General features: G+C 70.5%; 17 protein-coding genes. 13 read left to right on the top strand and 4 right to left on the bottom strand.

Annotation, left to right across the window (positions count from 1 at the left end; translation table 11 throughout):
- Nucleotides 1–50: 50 nt before the first annotated feature.
- The gene (locus tag QSG27_RS09875) at nucleotides 51–242 is read right to left on the bottom strand and encodes a YgaP family membrane protein (protein WP_306705620.1); all 192 of its coding nucleotides are present in this window, start codon (nucleotides 240–242) and stop codon (nucleotides 51–53) included.
- Nucleotides 243–333: 91 nt separating this feature from the next.
- Nucleotides 334–1,026 carry a Crp/Fnr family transcriptional regulator gene (locus tag QSG27_RS09870; RefSeq protein ID WP_306705618.1) on the bottom strand — a complete coding sequence of 231 codons (693 nt, stop codon included), beginning with the start codon at nucleotides 1,024–1,026 and terminating at the stop codon, nucleotides 334–336.
- A gap of 226 nt (nucleotides 1,027–1,252) precedes the next feature.
- On the opposite strand from QSG27_RS09870, the gene QSG27_RS09865 reads away from it, so the two are divergent.
- The 9 genes from QSG27_RS09865 to QSG27_RS09825 all read left to right on the top strand — a co-directional run bounded on the left by QSG27_RS09865 (nucleotide 1,253) and on the right by QSG27_RS09825 (nucleotide 12,995).
- The gene (locus tag QSG27_RS09865) at nucleotides 1,253–3,529 is read left to right on the top strand and encodes a GNVR domain-containing protein (protein WP_306705616.1); all 2,277 of its coding nucleotides are present in this window, start codon (nucleotides 1,253–1,255) and stop codon (nucleotides 3,527–3,529) included.
- 146 nt (nucleotides 3,530–3,675) lie between these two features.
- The gene (locus QSG27_RS09860; RefSeq protein WP_306705614.1) at nucleotides 3,676–5,121 is read left to right on the top strand and encodes a flippase; all 1,446 of its coding nucleotides are present in this window, start codon (nucleotides 3,676–3,678) and stop codon (nucleotides 5,119–5,121) included.
- A 232-nt stretch (nucleotides 5,122–5,353) separates the two neighbouring features.
- On the top strand, nucleotides 5,354–6,709 hold the full coding sequence (locus tag QSG27_RS09855; RefSeq protein WP_306705612.1) for a nucleotide sugar dehydrogenase: 1,356 nt from the start codon (nucleotides 5,354–5,356) through the stop codon (nucleotides 6,707–6,709).
- 38 nt (nucleotides 6,710–6,747) lie between these two features.
- A complete protein-coding gene (locus QSG27_RS09850; protein ID WP_306705609.1) occupies nucleotides 6,748–7,749 on the top strand; it encodes an NAD-dependent epimerase/dehydratase family protein in 1,002 nt (333 codons plus the stop codon).
- Between the two features lie 13 nt (nucleotides 7,750–7,762).
- Entirely contained in the window at nucleotides 7,763–8,731 is a 969-nt protein-coding gene (locus QSG27_RS09845; protein WP_306705607.1) for a GDP-L-fucose synthase family protein, read from the top strand.
- A gap of 6 nt (nucleotides 8,732–8,737) precedes the next feature.
- Nucleotides 8,738–10,009, top strand: coding sequence for a glycosyltransferase family 4 protein (locus QSG27_RS09840; protein WP_306705605.1), 1,272 nt, complete (start codon nucleotides 8,738–8,740; stop codon nucleotides 10,007–10,009).
- Nucleotides 10,006–11,199 carry a glycosyltransferase gene (locus tag QSG27_RS09835; RefSeq protein WP_306705603.1) on the top strand — a complete coding sequence of 398 codons (1,194 nt, stop codon included), beginning with the start codon at nucleotides 10,006–10,008 and terminating at the stop codon, nucleotides 11,197–11,199. Before QSG27_RS09840 ends, QSG27_RS09835 begins: the two co-directional genes overlap by 4 nt.
- Complete coding sequence (locus QSG27_RS09830; RefSeq protein ID WP_306705601.1) at nucleotides 11,199–12,347, top strand: glycosyltransferase family 4 protein; 1,149 nt, start codon at nucleotides 11,199–11,201, stop codon at nucleotides 12,345–12,347. Before QSG27_RS09835 ends, QSG27_RS09830 begins: the two co-directional genes overlap by 1 nt.
- A gap of 114 nt (nucleotides 12,348–12,461) precedes the next feature.
- Complete coding sequence (locus QSG27_RS09825; protein WP_306705599.1) at nucleotides 12,462–12,995, top strand: DUF16 domain-containing protein; 534 nt, start codon at nucleotides 12,462–12,464, stop codon at nucleotides 12,993–12,995.
- A gap of 12 nt (nucleotides 12,996–13,007) precedes the next feature.
- Here QSG27_RS09825 and QSG27_RS09820 read toward each other — a convergent pair whose 3' ends face one another.
- On the bottom strand, nucleotides 13,008–14,960 hold the full coding sequence (locus QSG27_RS09820; protein WP_306705597.1) for a right-handed parallel beta-helix repeat-containing protein: 1,953 nt from the start codon (nucleotides 14,958–14,960) through the stop codon (nucleotides 13,008–13,010).
- Nucleotides 14,961–15,208: 248 nt separating this feature from the next.
- Between QSG27_RS09820 and QSG27_RS09815 the strand changes: the two genes are divergently transcribed.
- From QSG27_RS09815 to QSG27_RS09800, 4 genes are read left to right on the top strand one after another with little or no spacing between them, the layout of a single operon-like run.
- The gene (locus QSG27_RS09815) at nucleotides 15,209–16,627 is read left to right on the top strand and encodes a hypothetical protein (RefSeq protein WP_306705595.1); all 1,419 of its coding nucleotides are present in this window, start codon (nucleotides 15,209–15,211) and stop codon (nucleotides 16,625–16,627) included.
- Nucleotides 16,628–16,635: 8 nt separating this feature from the next.
- On the top strand, nucleotides 16,636–17,802 hold the full coding sequence (locus QSG27_RS09810) for a hypothetical protein (RefSeq protein ID WP_306705593.1): 1,167 nt from the start codon (nucleotides 16,636–16,638) through the stop codon (nucleotides 17,800–17,802).
- A 29-nt stretch (nucleotides 17,803–17,831) separates the two neighbouring features.
- Nucleotides 17,832–18,815 (top strand): glycosyltransferase, encoded by a 984-nt coding sequence (locus tag QSG27_RS09805; RefSeq protein ID WP_306705591.1) that lies wholly within the window; start codon nucleotides 17,832–17,834, stop codon nucleotides 18,813–18,815.
- Nucleotides 18,815–19,738 carry a glycosyltransferase family 2 protein gene (locus QSG27_RS09800; protein ID WP_306705590.1) on the top strand — a complete coding sequence of 308 codons (924 nt, stop codon included), beginning with the start codon at nucleotides 18,815–18,817 and terminating at the stop codon, nucleotides 19,736–19,738. The genes QSG27_RS09805 and QSG27_RS09800 overlap by 1 nt, the downstream gene beginning before the upstream one ends.
- A gap of 89 nt (nucleotides 19,739–19,827) precedes the next feature.
- On the opposite strand, the gene QSG27_RS09795 is transcribed toward QSG27_RS09800, so the two are convergent.
- Nucleotides 19,828–21,345, bottom strand: coding sequence for a hypothetical protein (locus tag QSG27_RS09795; RefSeq protein ID WP_306705588.1), 1,518 nt, complete (start codon nucleotides 21,343–21,345; stop codon nucleotides 19,828–19,830).
- Between the last annotated feature and the right edge of the window lie 47 nt (nucleotides 21,346–21,392).

The following is a 21,392-nucleotide window of genomic DNA, read 5'->3' as shown; positions in this document are numbered from 1 at the left end:
AAGGCCCCTGTCCTTGCGGAGAGGGGCCTTTTCCTTTGGAGGCGGCGGCCCTACTCCTTGATCGAGCAGCTCTTCACGCCGAACAGGGTGTAGGCCGGGCAGAAGCCGACCACCGCGGTCAGCAGCGGGACGAGGCCGATCCAGCCCCAGGCGGTCTGCGGGCCGACGAAGACGAGCGCGATCAGGACGAGGCCGACGATGGCGCGGAGCGCGCGGTCGATGGTGCCGACGTTGACGGGCATGGATGCACCTTATTCTTTGGGTTGGATTCTTTGGGTTGGGCGGATGGTGCGCCCATCCAAGCCGCTTTCCGCCCGCCGGTCTGTGACTCCGTCACACGCCGTCCGCGTGCTCCAGCGCCAGCAGCGCGTCCGGGTCGCGCACCGCGACGCGCCCGCGGGACAGCTCCACGAGGCCGCGCCGCTCGAACTCCTTCAACTGGCGGCTGACCACCTCGCGCGCCGTGCCCAACTCGACCGCCAGCGTCTGGTGCGTGGTGTCCAGCCCGCCGCGAGCGTCACGGTGCTCCACCAGGAAACGGGCCAGCCGCAGGTCGATGCGCCCGAAGGCGACCTCCTCCACCAGCAGCATCATGCCCTGAAGCCGCGTGCCGAAGGAGGCGAAGACGAAATCGCGGAAGACGGCGGAGCAGGCCAGCAGCTCGTGGAAGGCCCCCGCTTCCAGGGCGATGGCGTCCAGGTCGCTTTCGGCCACCCCTTCGGCGCTGTAGTCGGCGCGCGTCATCAGGCAGGCGGTGGTCAGGATGCAGGTCTCGCCCTGCCCGACCCGGTACAGAACGATCTCCCGCCCGCTCTCGGAGGTCATCTGCACCCGCACCGTGCCGTCCAGCAGCATGAGAAAATTGCGGCACAGGCTGCCGATGCGGAACAGCACCGTGCCGCGCGGCACCGTCATCCGGGCCCCTCGATCGCGCAGGACGGCCAGCGCGCCGGACTCCAGCGCGGACAGGGCGGGAAAGGCCCCGGTCCAGAAATCCTCAGCCTTTCCAACGCGCTCCGGCAACATGCCCGGTTTCCTCCGTTCATCGATGACCATTATCCGCGAAGGGGCTCCTCCGGTCCACCCCGCCCGCCGGGCAATCCGAAAGCGAATCCGGGCAGAGTACCCAATGAGCGTGTCTTCCTCACCGTATGCACTCGGGTCCGCATGAAACGGCCGGACGGCGGATGGCGTTCTAGGCACCGTAACGCCCCGAACGGGGTGCCGTTCGGCATGCGAGGAGGAACCCGCTTTGGCCACCCAGGACATTCAGGATCAACCCCAGCGGCGGCAGACGGGGCCGGTTCCGGCGCCGGTCTCCTTCGATCTGTCCACCGCGGCGGCCAGCGCGGTGCGCCGCACCACCGGCATGCTGCTGCGCCACAAGCTGCTGATCGGGACGGTGATCGTGCTGGGGACGGGCATCGCGGGGCTCGTGGCGCTGCGGATGACGCCGCTCTACACCGCCCAGACCCTGATCATGGTGGAGCATCGCAAAAATCAGGTGATGAACTACCAGGAGGTCGTCTCCGGCCTGTCCACGGAGCTGGGGGCGCTGCAAAGCGAGGTGGCGATCCTGAAATCCCCGGCCTTCGCGGAGAAGGTGGTGGACAAGCTCGGCCTGATGAACGACCCGGAGTTCAACGCGGCGCTCCGGCCCGAGGAAACCAACTGGTTCTACTACCTCAACCCGAAGAACTGGCTGCCGGACTCCTGGTGGAACACCGCCCGCGGCGACCGCCCCCAGATCGCGCTGAGCCCGGAGGAGAAGACGGCCAACGAGAAGACCTCGGTCGTCAACACCTTCCTTGAGAATCTGGCGGTCAGGCCGCAGGGCCGTTCCTACGTCATCGCCGTGGATTTCGACAGCGAGGACCCGCGCAAGGCCGCCCTCATCGCCAACACCCTCGGCGAGCTGTACCTCGTCGACCAGCTCGACGAGAAGTTCAAGGCGGCCAAGCGCGCCACCGCCTGGCTGGAGGAGCGCATCACCGAGCTGCGCCGCGAGGCCAAGACCACCGGCGAGGCGGCGGAGAAGTACCGCGCCGAAAGCGGCCTGACCAACGCCAACGGCGAAACCACCCTGATCGCCCAGCAGCTGGCGGAGCTGAACACCAACTACGTGCTGGCCCGCACCAAGCGCCAGGAGGCGGAGGCCAAGCTGCGCGAGGTCACCACCCTGGCGCAGAGCCCGCGCGGCGTGTCGGCCATCGGCGACGTGCTGGGCTCCCCGCTGATCCAGGCGTTGCGCCAGCAGGAGGTCGAGGTCCAGCGCAAGATCGCCGAGGCGGCCAACAAGTACGGCGCCCGGCACCCGACGCTGACCGCCCTGCAAAGCGAGCTGCGCGACCTGCAGCGCCAGATCAAGTCCGACGTGGACCGCATCGTCCAGAACCTGGGCAACGACGTGGAACTGGAGCGCGGGCGCGAGGCCGCCCTGAAGGCCAACCTCGACCAGCTCCAGGCCCAGCGCAACCAGCAGCAGGAATCCAACGTGACCCTGCGCACGCTGGAGCGCGACGCCGAGACCTCGCAGACCATGTACGAGGCGATGCTGACCCGCTTCCAGGAGATCGCCGGCCAGACCGACATCCAGCAGCCCGACGCCCGCATCGTGTCGGAGGCGGCGATTCCCCTGAACCCGTCGCAGCCCGACAAGAAGATGATCGTCCTGCTGGCCCTGGTCGCCTCGGCCACGCTGGGCGTGCTGCTGGCGATGCTGCGCGAGCAGTCGGAGCGCGGCTTCCGCAGCCCGCACCAGTTCGAGGCGGCCACCGGCGTGCGGTCGCTGGGCATCGTTCCGGCCATCGGGCGGCGGCGGCGCCTCGGCACCTCGCCCGCCGCCTACGCCATCGACCGCCCCATGTCGGCCTTCGCGGAGGCGATGCAGAACCTGCGCACCACCCTGCTGCTGGCCAACCCGGACGGTCACCAGCGGGTGATCCTGTTCAGCTCCTCCGTCCCCGGCGAGGGCAAGAGTTCCATCGCCGCGGCCTTCGCGCGCATCTGCGCCAATTCCGGCCAGAAGACGATCATTCTCGACTGCGACATGCGCCGCAAGGGGCTGCACCAGATGCTCGGGCTGGAGAACAAGCGCGGCCTCTACGAGGTGCTGTCCGGCGAATGCGCGCCGAACGAGGTGATCCAGACCGACCCGCGCACCGGCCTGCATTTCATCGCCTCGGGCCGCGGCTCCGCGCTGCCGCAGGACATGCTGGGGTCCAGCCGGATGCACCAGCTCATCTCGCGGCTGGCGCTGGAGTACGACCGGGTGATCCTGGACAGCCCGCCGGTGCTCGCCGTTTCGGAGGGCAAGCTGCTGGCGGCGCTGGCCGACCAGACCGTCTTCATCGTGCATTGGGGCAAGACCAAGCGGGAGACCGCCATGGCCGGGCTGAAGGAGATCGTCGAGGCGGGCGGCGAGGTCGTCGGCGTCCTGTTCTCCCAGGTCGATATCCGCCGCCACGCCCAGTACGAGTTCCCCGACAGCGGGCGCTACCACGGCTACCGCCGGTATTACGCGAACTGATCCGAGAAGAGGCGGTCGCGCCGGCCCCCCTCCCGGCCTCCCCCCGCTTCGCAGGGGGAGGAGATAAAGCCCTCCCCTGCGAAGCGGGGAGAGGGTTGGGTGGGGGCCAAGCTCCCGCATCCCCCAGCACACCCCCGAAAGGCCCCATGACCGCCGGACGACGCATCTTCCTGAACATCCGCGCGCTGGGGCTGGCCCGCGCCGCGACGTTGCTGAGCGGGCTGGTCACCACCGCCTGGACGGCCCGCGCGCTGGGACCGGACGGGTTCGGCGTGCTGGGCTTCGGCACCTCCATGCTGGCCTACGCCGCGCTGTTCGTGAATCTCGGCCTGTCCACCTACGCGGTGCGCGAGATCGCCCGCGACCGGGAGAAGGCCGCCGATCTCGCCGACCATGTGCTGACCCTGCGCCTGCTGCTGGCGATGGCGGTCGGCGGGCTCTACGCCCTGTTCGTGCTCCAGCTCGACAAGCCGGCGCTGGTCAGGACGGTGCTGCTGGTGCAGGCGGTCCAGCTTCTCGGCAACGCGCTGCTGCTCGATTTCGTCTATCAGGCGACGGAGCGCATGGGCGTCATCGCGGTGCGCGAGATCGGCACGTCGCTCGGCAACATGGTGGCCGTGCTGGCGCTGGTGCACGGGCCGGACGATCTGGCGGTCGCCGCCGGGATCACCGCCGCCTCCTTCGTCATCAACGCCTCTTTGATGCTGGCCCGCTTCGGCCGCGATTTCCGCATGCCGCGGCCGCGGGTGGACCTCGCCACATGGCGGGAGATCCTGAAGACCTCCGCCCCGATGGCGGTCAGCGTCTTCGCCTGGGCGCTGTTCTCCCACCTGGATCTGGTGATGCTGGGCTTCATGGCACCGCAGACGGAGGTCGGCTGGTACGCCGCGGTGACCAAGCTGCTGGTGCTGTCGCTGACCGCCGGAAACATCATCCTCGCCGCCTTCATGCCGCAACTCGCCGCCGCCTATGGCGACCGCGAGGCGATGCAGGCGCGGATGCGCGACTACGCCGCCACCATCCTGTCCGTCGGCGCGCTGATCGCGGCGGGCGGCTTCACCCTGGCGCCGGCCATCCTGGGCACCGTCTTCGGCCCGGCCTACGCCCCCGCCGCCGACACGCTGCGCCTGCTGATGATCGCGGTCGCCATCGTCCACCTCAACCTGACGCTGGGCAACCCGCTGCTCGTCTGGCACCGGCAGACCGGCTACATGACCGCCATCCTGATCGGCGGGCTGACCAACGCGGCGCTGAACCTGATCCTGATCCCGCGCTATGGGATCGAGGGGTCCGCCGCCGCCACCATCGTCGCGGAGCTGACCGCCATGGCCGGCCTCGCCTGGCAGCACCGGCGGGCGGTCGGCCAGCTCTATTTGGGAATCGCCGCGCGGGCGGCGCTGTGCGGCGCTCTCGCCATGGCGGCCACGATGGGGTTGACCCATGCCTTGCCGGACCTGATGGCCCCCGCCCACCCGCTTCCCGCCCTGCTGATCGGCGGGACGGCGCTGGTGGCGGTCTATGCGCTGGCGGCGCTGCTGACCGGGCTGGTGCGCCCGTCGCGGCTGCGCCGGCTGGTCACGGCGGCGGCATGACCCGCCCGCCTTAATCCGGAACTCAGACGGCGCCGACCGGACGCACCCTTGCCACCGGACCGGGGTACCACAAACAAAACACCACCCGATCAACGGCATAGCCATTTCACGCCACCCCGAAGGGCCGGAACAATGCCGCGTTGCAAGACGTTCGGATTGCGCATGGCGCGGGTGGCGGATGGCGGCGGCGCCTTTGGATGCATGCTCCAATCAACGGCAGGATCGAAAGACTATGCTCCCAAAGTCCTTTCCCGACCGGAATGTCTGCGTGCTCGGTCTCGGCTATGTCGGGCTGACGCTGGCCGTTGCCATGGCGGACGCGGGGTTCCAGGTGCACGGCGTGGAAGTGCGGGGCGAGGTGCTGGACAAGCTGGCGCGCGGCGTTCCCCATTTCCATGAGCCGGGCCTCGCCGAGAAGCTGCGGCATGTGGTGGAGCGCGGGCGCTTCACCTTCGGCCGCACGCCGGAGGGTTGCGGCCATTGCAGCGTGTTCATCATCACGGTCGGCACCCCGCTGGACCGCGAGGGCCGCGTGCGCACCGACATGATCGAAGCGGCGACCCGGCAGGTGGCCGACTGCATCCACGACGGCGACCTCGTGATCCTGCGCTCCACCGTGAAGCTGGGGACGACCCGCGAGGTGGTTGCGCCGATCCTGCGGCGCACCGGCAAGCGCTTCGACATCGCCTTCTGCCCGGAACGCACGCTGGAGGGGCAGGCGCTGATCGAGCTGAACCAGCTTCCCCAGATCATCGGCGCGGAAAGCATCGAGGTGGCCGCCCGCGCCTCGCAGATCTTCGGCATGCTGACCCCGACGACGGTCAAGGTCTCCACGCTGGAGACGGCGGAGATGATCAAGCTGGTGGACAACACCTACCGCGACGTCACCTTCGCCTTCGCCAACGAGATCGCCCGGCTGTGCGACGCCATGGAGGTGTCGGCGCTGGAGGTGTCGCGGGCGGGCCGGCTCGGCTATCCGCGCACGCAGCTTCCGCTGCCCGGCCCGGTCGGCGGCCCCTGCCTGGAGAAGGACCCGCACATCCTGATCGAATCCGCCCGCGAGGTCGGGGTGGAGATGGGCATCACCGCCGCCGGGCGCCGCATCAACGAAAGCCAGCCCCACGAGGTGTCGCGCTTCCTGGAAAGGCTGACCGGCTCCATGCAGGGCTTCCCGCAGGAACCGACCATCAGCCTGATGGGCCTCGCCTTCAAGGGCCGCCCGGCGACCGACGACCTGCGCGGCACCATGGCGAAACCCCTGTTCGAGGAGCTGCGCACCCGCTTCCCCAAGGCGCGCTGGCGCGGCTTCGACGCGGTGGTGGCGGCGGACGACATCCGCAGCTTCGGGCTGGACCCCGCCAACAGCATGGCGGAGGCGGTGGAGGGCGCCAACCTCGCGGTCATCCTGAACAACCACCCGGTCTTCACTTCCATGCCGCTGCCCGATCTGGCGCGCCGCATGGACCGTCCGGGGGTCATCTACGATTTCTGGAACAATTTCAACAGCCGCGAGGTGGACCTGCCCGAAGGCACGGCCTACGTGGCGCTGGGCAGCCACGGCGCCGCCCGCTTCGCCCATGTCGCTTGAAAAAGCGTCGCTCAAAGCTGTCGCCTGAGGGAAATCCAATGCCGAAACATTACCTTGTGACCGGGGGCAGCGGCTTCATCGGCGCCGCCCTGGTCCGCCGGCTGGTGCGCGACGGGCACCGCGTCCGCGTGCTGGACGACAATTCCCGCGGCCATCCGCGCCGGCTGGGCGACGCCGCGCAGGCGGTGGAATTCGTGGCCGGCGACATCCGCGACCCGGCGGCGGTGGACCGGGCGGTGCGCGGCGTCGACGGCGTGCTGCATCTGGCCGCCGTCAACGGCACCAGACACTTCTACGAGAAGCCGGAGGTGGTCCTGGACGTCGGCGTGCGCGGCATGCTGAACGTGCTGGACGCCTGCCGGTCGAACGGGGTGGGCGATCTGGTGGTCGCCTCCTCCTCCGAGGCCTACCAGACCCCGCCGGCGGTGCCGACGCCGGAGGACATTCCGCTGGTCGTGCCGGACGTGCTGAACCCGCGCTACAGCTACGGCGGGTCGAAGCTGATCTCGGAGCTTCTGGCGGTTAACTGGGGCCGCACCGGCTTCGACCGCGTGGCGATCTTCCGTCCGCACAACGTCTACGGCCCCGACATGGGGTGGGAGCATGTGGTGCCGGAATTCGCGCGCCGCGCCGTGGCCGCCATCGACCTGACGCCGCGGGGGCCGGTGCCCTTCCCCATCCAAGGCGACGGCACCCAGACCCGTGCCTTCGTCCACATCGACGACGCGGTGGAGGGCATCGTCACGGTGATCGAACGCGGCGCGCATCTGGGCATCTACCATGTCGGCAACCCGGAGGAGATCTCCATTGCGGAACTTGCCCGGCAGATCGTCGCCGTGCTGGGGCGGGTGGCGGACATCCAGATCGGACCACCGGCACCCGGCGGCACGCAGCGACGCTGCCCCGACATCGCGCGCCTGTCCGCGCTCGGCTACGTGCCGCGCATCCCGCTGAAGGACGGCCTGCCGGGCGTGGTGGACTGGTACGCCGCCCGCAGCCGCGACCAGGGGCGGTCCGGCATCCCCAGCGCCGCCGAATAAGGGACGGAACCTCATGGAACGAAACAGCCGCATCTTCGTCGCAGGACACCGCGGCCTCGTCGGTTCGGCCATCGTCCGCCGCCTGGTGGAGGACGGCTTCACCGACCTCGTGCTGCGCGGGCGCGACGAGCTGGACCTGACCGACCAGGCGGCGGTGCGCGCCTTCTTCGACCGGGAGAAGATCGACCATGTGCTGCTGGCCGCGGCCAAGGTCGGCGGCATCCTGGCGAACGACCGGTTCGGCGGCGATTTCATCCGCGACAACCTGCTGATCCAGACCAACGTCATCGACGCCGCCTGGAGGGCGGGGGTGCGGAAGCTGCTGTTCCTCGGCTCCTCCTGCCTCTACCCGAAGTTCGCGGAGCAGCCGCTGAAGGAGGAAGCGCTGCTGACCGGCCCGCCGGAGCCGACCAACAAGCCCTACGCCATCGCCAAGATCGCCGGCATCACCCTGTGCCAAGCCTACCGGCGGCAGTACGGCTTCAACGCCATCTGCGCCATGCCGTCCAACCTCTACGGCCCCGGCGACCATTTCGACCCGGAGGGCTCCCACGCCATCCCCGGCATGATCCGCCGCTTTCACGACGCGAAGATGGAGCGGGCGCCCAGCGTCACCCTGTGGGGCACCGGCACGCCGCGGCGCGAGTTCCTCTATGTCGACGACATGGCCGACGCCTGCCTGCACCTGATGGAAACCTACGACGGGGAGGACATCATCAACGTCGGCCCCGGCGAGGACGTCGCCATCGGGGAACTGGCCCGGCTGATCCGCGGGGTGGTCGGCTATGAGGGCGCGCTGACCCAGGATCTGAGCAAGCCGGACGGCCACCCGCGCAAGCTGATGGACGTGTCGCGTCTGTCCGCCACCGGCTGGCGGCCCAAGGTCGGGCTGGAGGAGGGGCTGCGCCGCACCTACGGCTGGTTCCTGGAGAACGCCGCCCCGCCGGTTCCCCGGACCGCCGGCAGCGAAGCCGCGGAGTGACCGCCGATGCCCGATGATTCCACCGCCCTGCGCGCACCGGTCACCGATGGGCCGGCGCCGCGCGCCGCCCTGCCCCCCGCGGTCCTGCTGGTGGCGATGAGCTACTGGCCGGAACCCGCCGGCAGCGCGCCGATGATGACCGACCTCGCCACCGCCTTCGCCGCGGCGGGAACGGACATGACCGTGCTGACCGCGCGCCCCAACTATCCGGGCCAGCGGATCTACGACGGCTACGCCGACGGGCGGGAGGACCGCCGCACCGTCAACGGCGTCCGCATCGAGCGTCTGTTCACCATCCCGCCGAAGGGCGGCGGCATGAAGGCCCGGCTGATCCACGAAGGGGTGCTGCACGCCGGCTTCCTGGCCGCCCGCGCCCGCGGGCGGGTCGGGCGGCACAAGGCGGTGCTGTCGCTCTGCCCCTCCATCTTCAGCGTCGCCGTCGCCGACCGCTTCCGGGCGCCGGGCGGGCGGCACATCGCCATCGTGCACGACATCCAGTCGGGCCTCGCCGGCGCGCTGGGCATGGGCGGCGGGGCCGCGCTGAAGGCCATCCAGGCGGTGGAGCGCACCGCGCTGAACCGCGCCGACGGCATCGTCGTGCTGTCGGAGGCGATGGCCGACGTGCTGCGCAACCTCGGCGTGCGGCGGCCCGTCACGGTGATCCCGCCCCATGTGGACGCCGACGCCATCCGCCCCCTGCCCCGGCCCGATGGCCAGCCGCCGACCGTGCTCTACAGCGGCGCCTTCGCCCGCAAGCAGGGGCTGGACCAAGTGCTGGAGATGGCCCGCCACCTCCACGCCCTGCGCCCCGACGCCCGCGTCCTGCTGCGCGGCCAGGGCGGACTGGAGGAGGAGTTGAAGGCCCAGGCACAGGCCATGGCGCTGTCCAACGTGGAGTTCGCTCCACTGATCCCGTCCGACCGGCTCGCCGAGGGGCTGGCGGAGGGGGACGTGCATCTGGTGCCGCAGCGTCCGGAGGGGGCGGCCTTCGCCATGCCGGGCAAGGCGGTGACCATCCTGTCCGCCGGGCGGCCCTTCGTCTGCACCTGCCTGCCGGGGTCGGCGCTCGACCGGCTGGGGACGGAGATCGACGCCTTCCTGCGCACCCCGCCCGACGCGCCGGAAGCCATGGCGAAGGCGGTGGCCGAACTGCTGGACGACCCCGCCCGGCGCGCCGCCATGGGCCGCCGGGGCCGCGCCTGGGTGGAGGGCAACGCCAGCCGCAGCGCCGTCCTGGCGCGCTACGCCGCGCTGCTTCTGGGAGACGACCCCGCATGACGAAGCCCGCCCTGGTCTTTTCCTGGGAGATGTTCGGCCCCTACCACATGGACCGGCTGGAGGCGGTGGGCCGGCGGCTCGGCCATCTCTACGACGTGGTCGGGCTGGAGGTCGGGTCGAAGTCCCACACCTACGCCTGGGACTCCACCGGGGAGGGGAAATGCTTCCGCAAGGTCACGCTGTTCCCCGGACGCTCCAAGGCCGACGTCCCGGCCTTCCGGGTCTACCGCGCGCTGTTGCGCGAATGCCGGAAGGCGCGGGCCAGCCACGTCTTCCTGTGCCATTACGAGGAGCCGGACGTCTTCGCCCTGGCGGTGACGATGCGGCTGACGGGCCGGCGCGTCGTCAACATGAACGCCTCGAAATTCGACGACAAACCGCGCGTCCTCTGGCGGGAGGCGCTGAAGTCCCTGCTCTACAAGCCCTATCAGGCGGCCATCGGAGGCAGCCACCGCACCGTCGATTACTACCGCTTCCTGGGGCTGCCCAAGGACCGGCTGTTCATCGGCTACGACACCCTGTCGCTGGAGCGGGTGCGCCGCCTGTCCGGCATGACGCCGGCCCCGGACGGCGTGCCCTTCGCCGAGCGGCACTTCACCATCATCGCCCGCTTCGTGCCGAAGAAGAACCTGTTCCGCGCGGTGGAGGCCTACGACCTGTACCGCCGGCTGGCCGGAGATGGGGCGCGGCCCCTGCACCTCTGCGGTTCCGGCCCGCTGGAGGCCGATCTGCGGGCGGAGGTCGCGAAGCGCGGGCTGGAGGGGCACATCCTTTTCCGCGGCTTCCTTCAGGAGAAGGCGATCGCACAGACGCTGGGCTCCACCCTGTGCCTGCTGCTGCCCTCGCTGGAGGAGCAGTTCGGGCTGGTGGTGAACGAGGCGCTGGCGATGGGCGTTCCGACCATCCTGTCCGACCAGTGCGGCGCCCGCGACGTGCTGATCCGCAGCGGGCTGAACGGGCACATCGTCGAGCCCGACAACCCGGAGGGGCTGGCCCGCCACATGCTGTCCGTCGCGTCGGACGAGGGGGAATGGCGCCGCCTCAGCCTCAACGGGCGGCCCTTCCAGGCGCTGGCCGACGCCGGCTTCTTCGCGGAATCCGTGGAAAGGACCCTGCACGCCCTGGGCGCCCTCCCGTCCCCGACCGCTCAAGACAGCGCCCGAGAGGGTGCCCGTGAAAGCGAAGCCTGATGACCGACCGCCCCAACACCCCCCACGTCGTCGTCTCGGGCCGCCTTCCCCCGCCCACCGACGGGATGAGCCGGGTCACCGCCCTGGTGCTGGACCGCCTGCGCGCCCGCGGCCCCATGGAGGCCAGCGTGGAGGTCGCGGACCTGTCGCCGGGCTGGAACGGCGGCGGCCTGCGCTATCACGCCGCCAAGGCGATGCGCGTGCTGCTTGCGGGGCTGCGGCTGGCGGCCGGGGCGACGATCCCCGGACGGCGCTTCTACATGCCGGTGGATTCGGGGCTGGGAATCGTCTACACGGCGGCGCTGGCCGGCACGGCGCGGCTGTTCGGCTATGAACGCACGCTGCACCACCATTCCTTCGCCACGATCTCCCGGCCCACATGGCGGATGAGCCTGCTGACCCGCGTGGCCGGGGCGGATTGCATGCATGTGCTGCTCTGCCCCGCCATGCAGGCGCGGTTCCAGGCGCTCTATCCCGCGGCGCGGACGGCGATGAGCGTCTCCAACGCCATCTTCACCCCGCCCGTGCCGCGCCCGCGCCACGGGAAGACCGGCCCGCTGCGCATCGGCCACCTGTCCAACCTGTGCACCGACAAGGGGCTGGACACGCTGTTCACCCTGCTGCGCGCCCTGAAGGCGGAGGAGGTGGACGTCAAGCTGGTGCTGGCCGGGCCGGGTCTGGGGCGCATGGACAACGCGCTGGTCGCGGCGGGGCTGGTCGCCTTCGACGGCGATGTGGAGTACCGCGGCCCGGTGGACGACGACGCCAAGGCCGCCTTCTACCGCGACATCGACGTGTTCGTCTTCCCCACCCGCTACCGCAACGAGGCGCAGCCGCTGGTCCTGTTCGAGGCCATGGCGGCGGGCGTGCCGGTGCTGGCCTATGACCGCGGCTGCATCGGCAGCGACATCCCCCGCCCCGGCCTCGTCGCGCAGGAGCGCGATTTCGTCCAGGCGGTGATGCCGGCGCTGCGCCTGTGGGCCGAAGACCGCGACGCGCTGGCGCTCGCCTCCGAGCAGGCCCACGCCCGCGCCCGCGCCGCTTTTGAAGCCGGGCACACCGGGCTCGACGCGCTGCTGGACCGCATCGCCGGCCCGCTGCCCGAATCCGCCGGCACCGCCGTCCGCCCGAAGCGCGCGATGGGGTAAGCTCTCATCGGTGGAAAATTTTCATTTCCGATCGCCTTTTCGGAAGCACCGGCTGGACCGGCGTGCCGGAATGCGGCATCATCGATGCATACATCCGCGTTCCAACCGACCCCCATGCACCCCGCCGGCAAACCCCCTCCCATTCGGTTCGCCCCGGCCAAGGCGGCCCAGCCGGAAGAATCCATCGACAGGAACGCGAAAGCGGTTCACCCTGAGACGGCTGGGCGCGCCACCACGCCGGCTTCCGCGCAGGAACGGACGACTCGCATGGCCTATGTGACGCAAGACAAGTTCAACGAGGCCATCGACCATCTCGGCCACCACATCGACCGCCGCCTGACCGCGCTCGAAACCGAGGTGAAGTCCCTGCGCACCGACATGGTGCAGGGCTTCGAGAGGGTGGATCAGCGCTTCGAGAGGGTGGACCAGCGCTTTGAGGCCATCGATCAACGGTTCGAAGGCGTTGACCGGCGACTCGAAGGCATTGACCGGCGACTCGATGGCATCGATCGGCGACTCGATACGATGGACCAGCGGTTCGACACGCTCGAAGACTCGCTGGCCGCGTCGAACAAGGTCCACAACGACAACCACCTGGAGTTGAAGCAGATGCTCGGCGTCCTGCTCCAGGAAATCCGGAGCAAGTAAGCCACTCCAGGCTCAACGCGCCCCTTCCGGACCGATGCGCGACCAGGGAAGCTCCTGGAAGCCGATCTTGAAGGCTGGGGAGTTCGGGCGCAGGCGGTAATCGTTCTTCGCCGGGTTCATGAAATAGGGGTCGGGCAGGCTGCCCGCCTGGACGGAGCGGGCCTGTGTCCGGTCCATGGCCGCCCCCGGCGCGCGCAGGCCGCGGCCCGGGCGGTCGAAGATGTTGTTCTCCAGCCGGTATTCGCCGCCGGTCAGCGCCGTCACCAGCTGCTCCACCGGCACCCGGGCGTGGATGAGGTTGCGGCTGGCCTCGTTGTCGTGCAGGAAGCCCGCGGTTCCCGCCTTCGGCACCCATTCGAAGCGCAGGAAGCGGTCGCGTTCGTCGGTCAGGATGGCGATGTTGTTCTCCACCCGGTTGCCGTCGCCGCCGTGGATGAAGACCGAGGCCCAGCCGGTGTCCTCCAGGAAATTGCCCTCCACCCGCACCCCGTTGGTCAGGTCGTCCAGGTAGATGCCGAAGCCCTTGTAGCGCGTCAGCCAGCGCCCCGCCGGGTCGGTGGCGAGCCCGCCGGTGCCCCGGATGTCGTTGAAACGGATCACCAGCCTGGTGTCGATGTCGCTGCGCCCCAGCGTCTCGATGGCGCCGAGGTCGGCGGTCTCCCGCCCGACGTCGCGGATGCGGTTGTACTCGATCACGTTGTCGGTGTTCTTCGTCTCCGGGTTCCAGTTCTTCATGGAGATGCCGTAACGGGCGGCGTGCCGGATGTCGTTGTGGGCGATCAGGGTCCGGGTCACCCCCGCCGTCATGATGCCGGCGCTGTAGAGGTTCACCTCGCCGACATGGCGGATGGTGTTGGCGACGACGCGGTTGCCGGCGCTGCCGGGGGTGAGTTCGATCCCGCTGCGCCCCAGATGCTCCAGGCTGTTGCCGCGCACCTCGCTGTCCGACGCGCCCGCCAGCAGCACGCCCGTGCCGACGGCGGAAAAGCGGTTGTTCAGGACGCGGTGCCCGGTGCCGCCCGCCAGCCTCACCGCGGCCCCGCCGTAGGGCACGTCGGAGAAGGACAGCCCGTCGAGGGTGATGGCGGCCGCCTTCTCGGCCTGGATCAGCGGTGCGGTGCGGGCCACCACCGCCTCGCCGTCGCGGGCGAAAGCCGCCGGATCCTGGGGGCGGATCAGCAGGCGCCGGTCCTTGGCGCTCCAGGCGAACTGGCCGGGGAATTTCAGAAAGTCGGGATGGCCGAGCAGGCGGAAGGTGCTGCCGTCGCGGAACGGGTACCAGCCGTCGCGGTCGAGCACCAGCGTGCCGTTCCGGTCGATGCGCTCGATGCCGCGGATGTCATCGGCCTGCCGCTCGCGGTCGAGCGCCTGGACGCGCACGCCGGGAACCGCCCAGGCCGCCTGGACCGTGCCGGGCGGGAAGCGGAACTGCCGCTTGTCGCCGCCGCCCTTGGTCTGCTGGGCGATGAACCAGCCGCTGCGGATCGGGTCGGCGGGATCGAAGGCGCCGCTCTGCGCGGCGCGCAGCCGCTCCCCCGCGGCGGTCACGTCCAGCCCCGGTTCCCGCGCCAGCGGGGCGGAGACGGTACCATCCCGCTCCGCCGTGAAGCCCGTCACCACCTCCCCACCCGACAGCACCGGGGTTTCCCCCGGAAAGGCGGCGATGCGCAGCCCGGAATCCTCCGGCCCCAGGGTCACCGTCCCGGTCAGCCGGTGGGTGCCGCCGCGCAGCAGGATCAGGTGCAGGCCGCGCTTGCGCGCCTCCTCCACCGCGCGGGCCAGCGTGGCGACGGGGCCGTCCCGCCCGTCCGGGGTGGAAGCGGCGGCCCGCCCGGACCAGCGGTCGTCGCCCTGGGGGGAGACATGGATCGCCGGCTCCGCCCCGAAGGACGGATTGGGACCGGCCAGGAACAGGACCAGCCACAGCAGCCCGCCCGCGAAGACTCCAGGAATCCGGCGCGTCATGTCACCTCCGTTCCGCACCCAGCGAAACTGGCGGCGAGGGACGGATGAAGCAAAAGCGCGGACGGGGTGCCCCGAAGGCGCGGCGCGGATAGCCCTGACCGGGCGGCCTCCACCCTCTGCGTTCCCGGACGGGGGGACCCGACCGGTGCCGGCGGCGTTGCTTCCGGTGTGAGAACACCGCCCCACAGGCCGTCACCACGGGCCGTGGCCGGCGGCGACGCGCGTTCACGAGGAAGGCGGAGCCCGGCATGATCGAAACGGCGTTGATCGCACAGGTGCTGGTGGTGGCCCTGGTCGCCGTGGTGTTCCTGAGCACCGGCACCGCGTCGATGTTCCACCCGCTGACCTACTATCTGATCTTCCACACCCTGGTCTTCGTGATCCGCCCGCTTCTGGTCCACGGCTTCGGGATCGACAACGCGTGGCTGTTCATGGGCTACTGGCCGAGCGCGGCGGAGTTCGTGAAGTCGCTGACGGTCAGTTCGGTCGCCCTGGTCGCCTTCTCCGTCGCCTGCGGCTGGGCCGGGCGGGTGAGGCCGGATTTCAGCCGGGCGCCCGCCTTCACCTTCGACCGGCTGGACATCACCGCCTTCGCCCTGACGGTGGCGGCGCTGGGGCCGCTGGCCATCTACTCCGCCATCCTGCGGCAGGACGGGGCCGACTTCACCGGCACCGGCGACGTGCAGATGGAGCGCGATCCGCTGACCGGCCAGCCGGTCTACGTCAACACCACCGGCTACATCGCCGAGGCCCATTCGATGGGCCTGCCGCTGACGCTGGGCATCATCTGGGTCAGCCGGTTCCACCCGCTGTCCTTCATCCCCTTCATCGCCTTTGTCAGCTACCGCGCCTATCTGGGCTGGGGGCGCTGGGCGATCATCATGGGCGTGCTGGGCATGGTGCTGCTGGTGCTCTACCACACCCGCACGAAGTGGTTCCGCTGGTGGCAGCTCGCCATCGGCCTGCCGGTGCTTCTGCTGTTCCACACGCTGGGCAACAACCGCGACTTCCTGCGCGGCGTGCTGGCCGGCACCGAGAGCCCGGCCAAGCTGTTCGGCATCTTCCAGGGCGGCCAGGGCTCCTTCGTGGAGAGCGTGTCGAACCAGGACATCGCCAACTTCGACTTCCTGGCCTTCATCCTGTGGGCGGTGCCGCAGCAGTCGGGGACCTACACCTGGTTCACCCAGTATCTGCAGCTCTTCACCGAGCCGATCCCGCGCATGCTGTGGCCGGACAAGCCCATCGGCGCGCCGGTCAAATGGGTGTCGCTGCACGATTTCGGCAATTTCTCCAACCTGACCACCTCGCTGGCCGGCGACGGCTGGATGAGCGCGGGGTGGATCGGGGTGATCGTCACCATGGTGGTGGTGGGGCTGATCCTGGGCCGGCTGCACCGCTGGTTCTGGGAATCGGGCTTCACCAACCGCTACGCGGTGCTGTTCTATTGCGCCTTCATCCCGCTGTCGCTGCAATGGTACCGCGACGGCAACATCACCATCGTCAAGTTCGGCTTCTTCTCGCTGCTGCCCATCCTGCTGTGGATCGGGGCGACCAAGGCGCTGCGCGTGTGGATCGGCAGCGGCGGCGACGCCGGAACCCCGCTCGCCCCGCGCCGCCTGCCCGTTTTCCGCCTCCCCGGCTTCCGCCTGCCAGCGGACCGGGCGTGAGGCGACCGGTGAGAGGCGGGCTGGACCGGATCGTGCTGCGCGGGCTGGCCCTGGGCGCGGCGCTGGTTCTGCCGCTGGCCTTCGCGCTGGACCCGCCGGAGGGCGACCTGACGCGGCTGGGCGGCTTCACGGAGAACCGCTTCGGCCCCACGGTCCCGCAGGCGGTCTTCGTGCCGCCGCTGGCCGAGGCGGCGCGGCCCGGCGCCTCCTACGACGCGCTGGTCTTCGGCGACGGCTTCTCCCGGCCCGATGCGGAGGAGCGCCACACCCCCTACGGCCAATACTGGACCGACCATCTGCGGAACCTGACCGGCCTCAGCATGGGGGTGCGGCCCGCCGACGCTCCGCCGCTGGCCGCCTATCTGGCCTCGTCCGATTTCCGGGAGCGCCCGCCGCGGATCCTGGTCGTGCAACTGTCCGAACGCGACCTGAAGGAGCGCGTCGGCGGCCTCGACCTGTCCACCGTCACCGCCCCCCGTCCCCACAGGGCCGCGGCCCTGCGCCCCATCGCGGCGCAGCCCCTCGACCGCCAGCCGCGGCCCCGCGAGCGCGCCCGCGCCCGCGCCTGGAACCCGCCGCCGGTCGGCGATGCGCTGGACCTGCTGATGAAAGCGCTGCCGCGCACGCTGCTGAACGTGGTCGACGGACCGGTGGAGGAGCGGACCCTGGCCTATGCGGGCCTGTTCAGCTCCGCCGCCACGACGACGACCCTCTTCCACGCCGAGGATTTCCGGCCCTGGCGCGCCGACCGCCGGCTGCTGGAGGAGCGGCGCGCCCGCCTGCACGCGATCCAGGACGCGGTGGAGGCCAACGGGGTGACGCGCTTCCTGCTGCTGGTGGCGCCGGACAAGGGCACGGTCTACGCCGATTTCCTGCTCGCCCCGCCGCCCCACCGGTCCGCGGTGGACGAGGTGCTCGGCGCCGACCCGACCCTTCAGGCGGTGCCGCTGGCCTCCGGCCTGACCGCGCTGGCCGCCGGCGGGGTGCGTGATCTCTACGCGCCCAACGGCAGCCGCTGGGGCCTGGAGGGGCAGCTTTACGCCGCGCGGACGGTCGCCCGGACGCTGGCGCGCATGGGGGTGCTGGCCATCGCCGAGCCGTCGCCGGACGTCGCCACCCTGCCCTGCCGGCCCATGCAGGCCGATTGCACCCCCTACCGCACCCAAACCGACTGATGGACAGGACCAGGAAGGACCGCCCGGCCATGGCACAGGAAGCACCGTCCGCAGACATCGCCCACGGCGTCGTGGCGATCGTCGTCACCCACAACCGCCTGCCGCTGCTGGCGGCCTGTGTCGCGGCGATCCTGGGGCAGCGCCCGCGTCCGGAGCAGCTGGTCGTGGTGGACAGCGGGTCCGGCGACGGCACGCCGGAATGGCTGGCCGCGCAGCGGGAGGAGCATGGCGGCACGCTGGTCGTGGTGCGGCAGGCCAATTGCGGGTCCGCCGGGGCCTACCACACCGCCTTCGAGACGGCGCTCGGCCTCGGCTGCCGCTGGATCTGGAGCACCGACGACGACGGCATCCCGCAGCCGGGCGCGCTGGCCGAACTGCTGGCCCAGGCGGAACGGCACCGGCTGGACATGATCGGCCCGCTGGTGCTGGCGGCGGAGGATCGCTCCACCCTCGCCTTCCCCATGCAGGGCACCCGCGACCCGGACCGCCTGACGGCACGGGCGGTGGACGGGCTGGCGCCGGAGACCATCGCCCTGTTCAACGGCACGCTGATTGGACGGACCGTGTTCGAGCGGATCGGCAACGTGAAGCGCGAGATGTTCATCTGGGGCGACGAGTACGAATTCACCCTGCGCGCGCGCCGCGCCGGGCTCAAGGCCGGCACCGCCGTGAAGGCGGTCCACATCCATCCCGGCATGTCGCGGACGGAGCACAAGGTGCTGGGCGGGCGGCTGGGCACGGTGGAGACGATGCGGGCCGACCGGGCGCCGCATTTCTTCCGCAACATGGGCTACATCCACGCCAACTACGAGAAGGCGGCGGTGATTCCGCGCATGATCGCCAAATATTCCGCCCACTATCTGCTGAACCGGGACGTCGAAGGGTTGCGGGTCTTCCTGGCGAACTACCTGTCCGGCCTGCGCGACGATTATCCGGAGGAGCTGAAGCGCCCGCCGGTCCGGCTCCCCCTGCCCGCGCGCCCGCGCGCGCCCTCCTCCAGCGAGGTCGCCTGATGCCGACCGTCAGCGCCGTCATCGCCACCTTCAACCGCGCGCCGGAGCTTCGCACCGCGCTGTCCCGCCTGCTGACCCAGACGCACCCGGTGGCGGAGATCCTGGTGGTGGACGACGGCTCCACGGACGGCACCGACGCGATGCTGCGGGCGGAATTCCCCAGCGTCCGCTATGTCCGGCTGCCGCACAACGCCGGATTGATTTATGCCCGCAACTTCGGCTTCGCGAACACGGCGGGGGATTGCGTGCTGTCGGTGGACGACGATTCCTGGTTCGTCGAGCCGGACGGCCTCGCCCGCGCGGTGGCCTATATGGAGGCGCACCCGGACGTGGCGGCGGTGGCCTGCAACATCGAGACGCGCGACGGGCTGGTCTATTTCCCGCCCCAGGCCGCTCCCTTCGACGCCCCCTGGTATGTGGGCTGCGGCCACCTGCTGCGCCGCAGCGCGGTTGCCGCCACCGGCCTCTACATGCCGGAGCTGTACCGCCAGGGCGAGGAGAAGGACCGCGGACTGCGGCTGATCGGCGCCGGTTACCGGGTGGTCGCCCTGCCCGGCGTGATGGTCCATCACGACAAGAGCGAGAAGGGCCGCAAGCCGGGGCTGGAGCGTTTCTACAACCACCGCAACGACCTGATCCGCGAGATCGCCCGCTGCCCCGCCCGCCTGCTCCCCTGGCGCTTCCTGCGGAGCTGGGCCGGCAACAGTTGGAAGAACCTGCGCCACGGACCGCGGCTGACCGATGTGAAGGTGCTGCTGGCCCTGCCGGAGATCGTCCGCATCGGCCTGAAGCACCGCGCCCCGGTGAGCGAGGATGCCTACCGCCGCTGGCTGCACCTGTCCAAAACGGCTGCACCTCTATCCCCTCCCCTACGAAGCTCACGCGCAAACCAGAGGTTTGCGCTGACGCGGCAGGCGGACTGAAAGTCCGCCGAGAGCGGGGGAAGGTTAGGGAGGGAGCGAGCGCCCGTCCGCCGCACCTCTCCTTAAGCCGCCTCCTTTAAACCACCTCCCTACGCCGACGTCCGCGCCAGATGATGCCCGATCGCCGTGCGCAGCTTGTTGAGGCGGCGCGGCAGCTTGCGGAGCTGGCGCAGCACGGCGGGTTGCGGCGGGTTGATCGGCTCGCTCAGCAGGTCGGGGGCCATGCGGCGGATCAGCTCCGCGTGGTGCTGGCTGGAGCGGCGGACATCCACCGGCAGGGCCAGCGCGATGGCCAGGAAGTCCGCGCAGTTGCCGACCTGGAACAGCTGCCGCCCGGTCAAGTCCACCCCCTGGTCGATGGCCGACAGCCAGCCGGCCACCCGCTGCTCCAGATAGAAGCGGTCGCGCAGATCCATGGCGCCGCCCGGCAGCACGTCCGGCGTGCGCGCCACCCAGGCCAGCCATTCGCGCAGCGCCTCGCAATGGGACGGCGGGTTGTAGAGCTTGCCGCGGAAGGCGTCGAACAGGCGGGCCGCCGTGTCCTCCGCATCCGGGGCGAGGCCCGGCGGGATTTGGCCCCAGTAGAAGCAGCGCGCCACCTCGAACACGCCGCCGTGCAGGACGACCGCGCCCTCCGGAACGCCGTCCCAGGCGCCGTTGGCGTAGAACTCCCCGTCCATCGCCGCGGTGTGCCCGCCGGTGTGGGCGGCGTAGTCCCGCGCGCGCTGCGCGTCCAGCGGCGGGCAGGGGATCTGGTGATGCTCCACCCCGGCCAGCCGGGCCAGCTTCGGCGGCAGCTTGCGGTCGCCCGGGGTCAGGTCGCGGTGGTCGAAGGTGAAGGTGGCGAAGGGCACCTCCGCCCGGCGCGCCGCGGCCAGCAGCAGCCGCGTGTCGTAGCCGGCGGTGAGCTGGAGCATCAACGGGCGGCTCCCGCCCTCCGGCCCGGAGACTTCCGGCTTCGACAGGGCGCGGTGCAGGTTGCGGATGGCGGTGACCAGGATCGCTTCCATCCGCTCGTAGGCCAGCGAATCGGAGAATCCCGGCGGAACCGGCGGGAAGGGCCGGCGGAAGGTCAGGAACCCCGCGTCGTCCATCGGGCGGGCGGGGTCGAGCACCTGGGTCGGCAGCAGCCGCCGCACCCCCTTCAGCCCGGAGCCCGGCAGCGGGTACCAGTCGAGCCCCGCCTCGTGGGCGAGCGGGCGGCGGAAGGCGGCCTCCTCCCCCAGCAGTTCGGCCATCACCCCGGCGCTGGAGGCGAGCGTCAGCCCCCCGTCCACCATCCCGTAAAAGCAGCCGAGCGTCCCGCCGGTGTCCAGATGGACCGCCCGGTTGTTCAGAAGAAGCCAGCGGCCCGTCCAGGACCGGCAAAGATCCGCGATGGCCCCGGCCCGCGAGTCGGCGAGCGCCTCCACCGGGTCGGGTCGGGTGGGATCGGTCTGCACGGGCAGGCCCAGCAGATGCCAGACCGTCTTGTCGGCACCCAGCACGCGCCGGACCGGCAGGTCGGGACCGTGGGACAGGATCAGCCCGCCGATGTCGCGGGTCACCCAATCCGGACGAAGGGCATGGGCGTTTCTGGACACGATGAATTGCCGCCGGTGCAGCATGCCGACTTCCCCCGGACCTTTCGCGATGTCAGGGGGTAAACACACCG

It is taken from the genome of Azospirillum isscasi, from assembly GCF_030849505.1.
Classification (GTDB): domain Bacteria; phylum Pseudomonadota; class Alphaproteobacteria; order Azospirillales; family Azospirillaceae; genus Azospirillum; species Azospirillum isscasi.
Note: the sequence above shows the minus strand (reverse complement) of the source record. Positions and strands in the feature narration are given on the sequence as shown.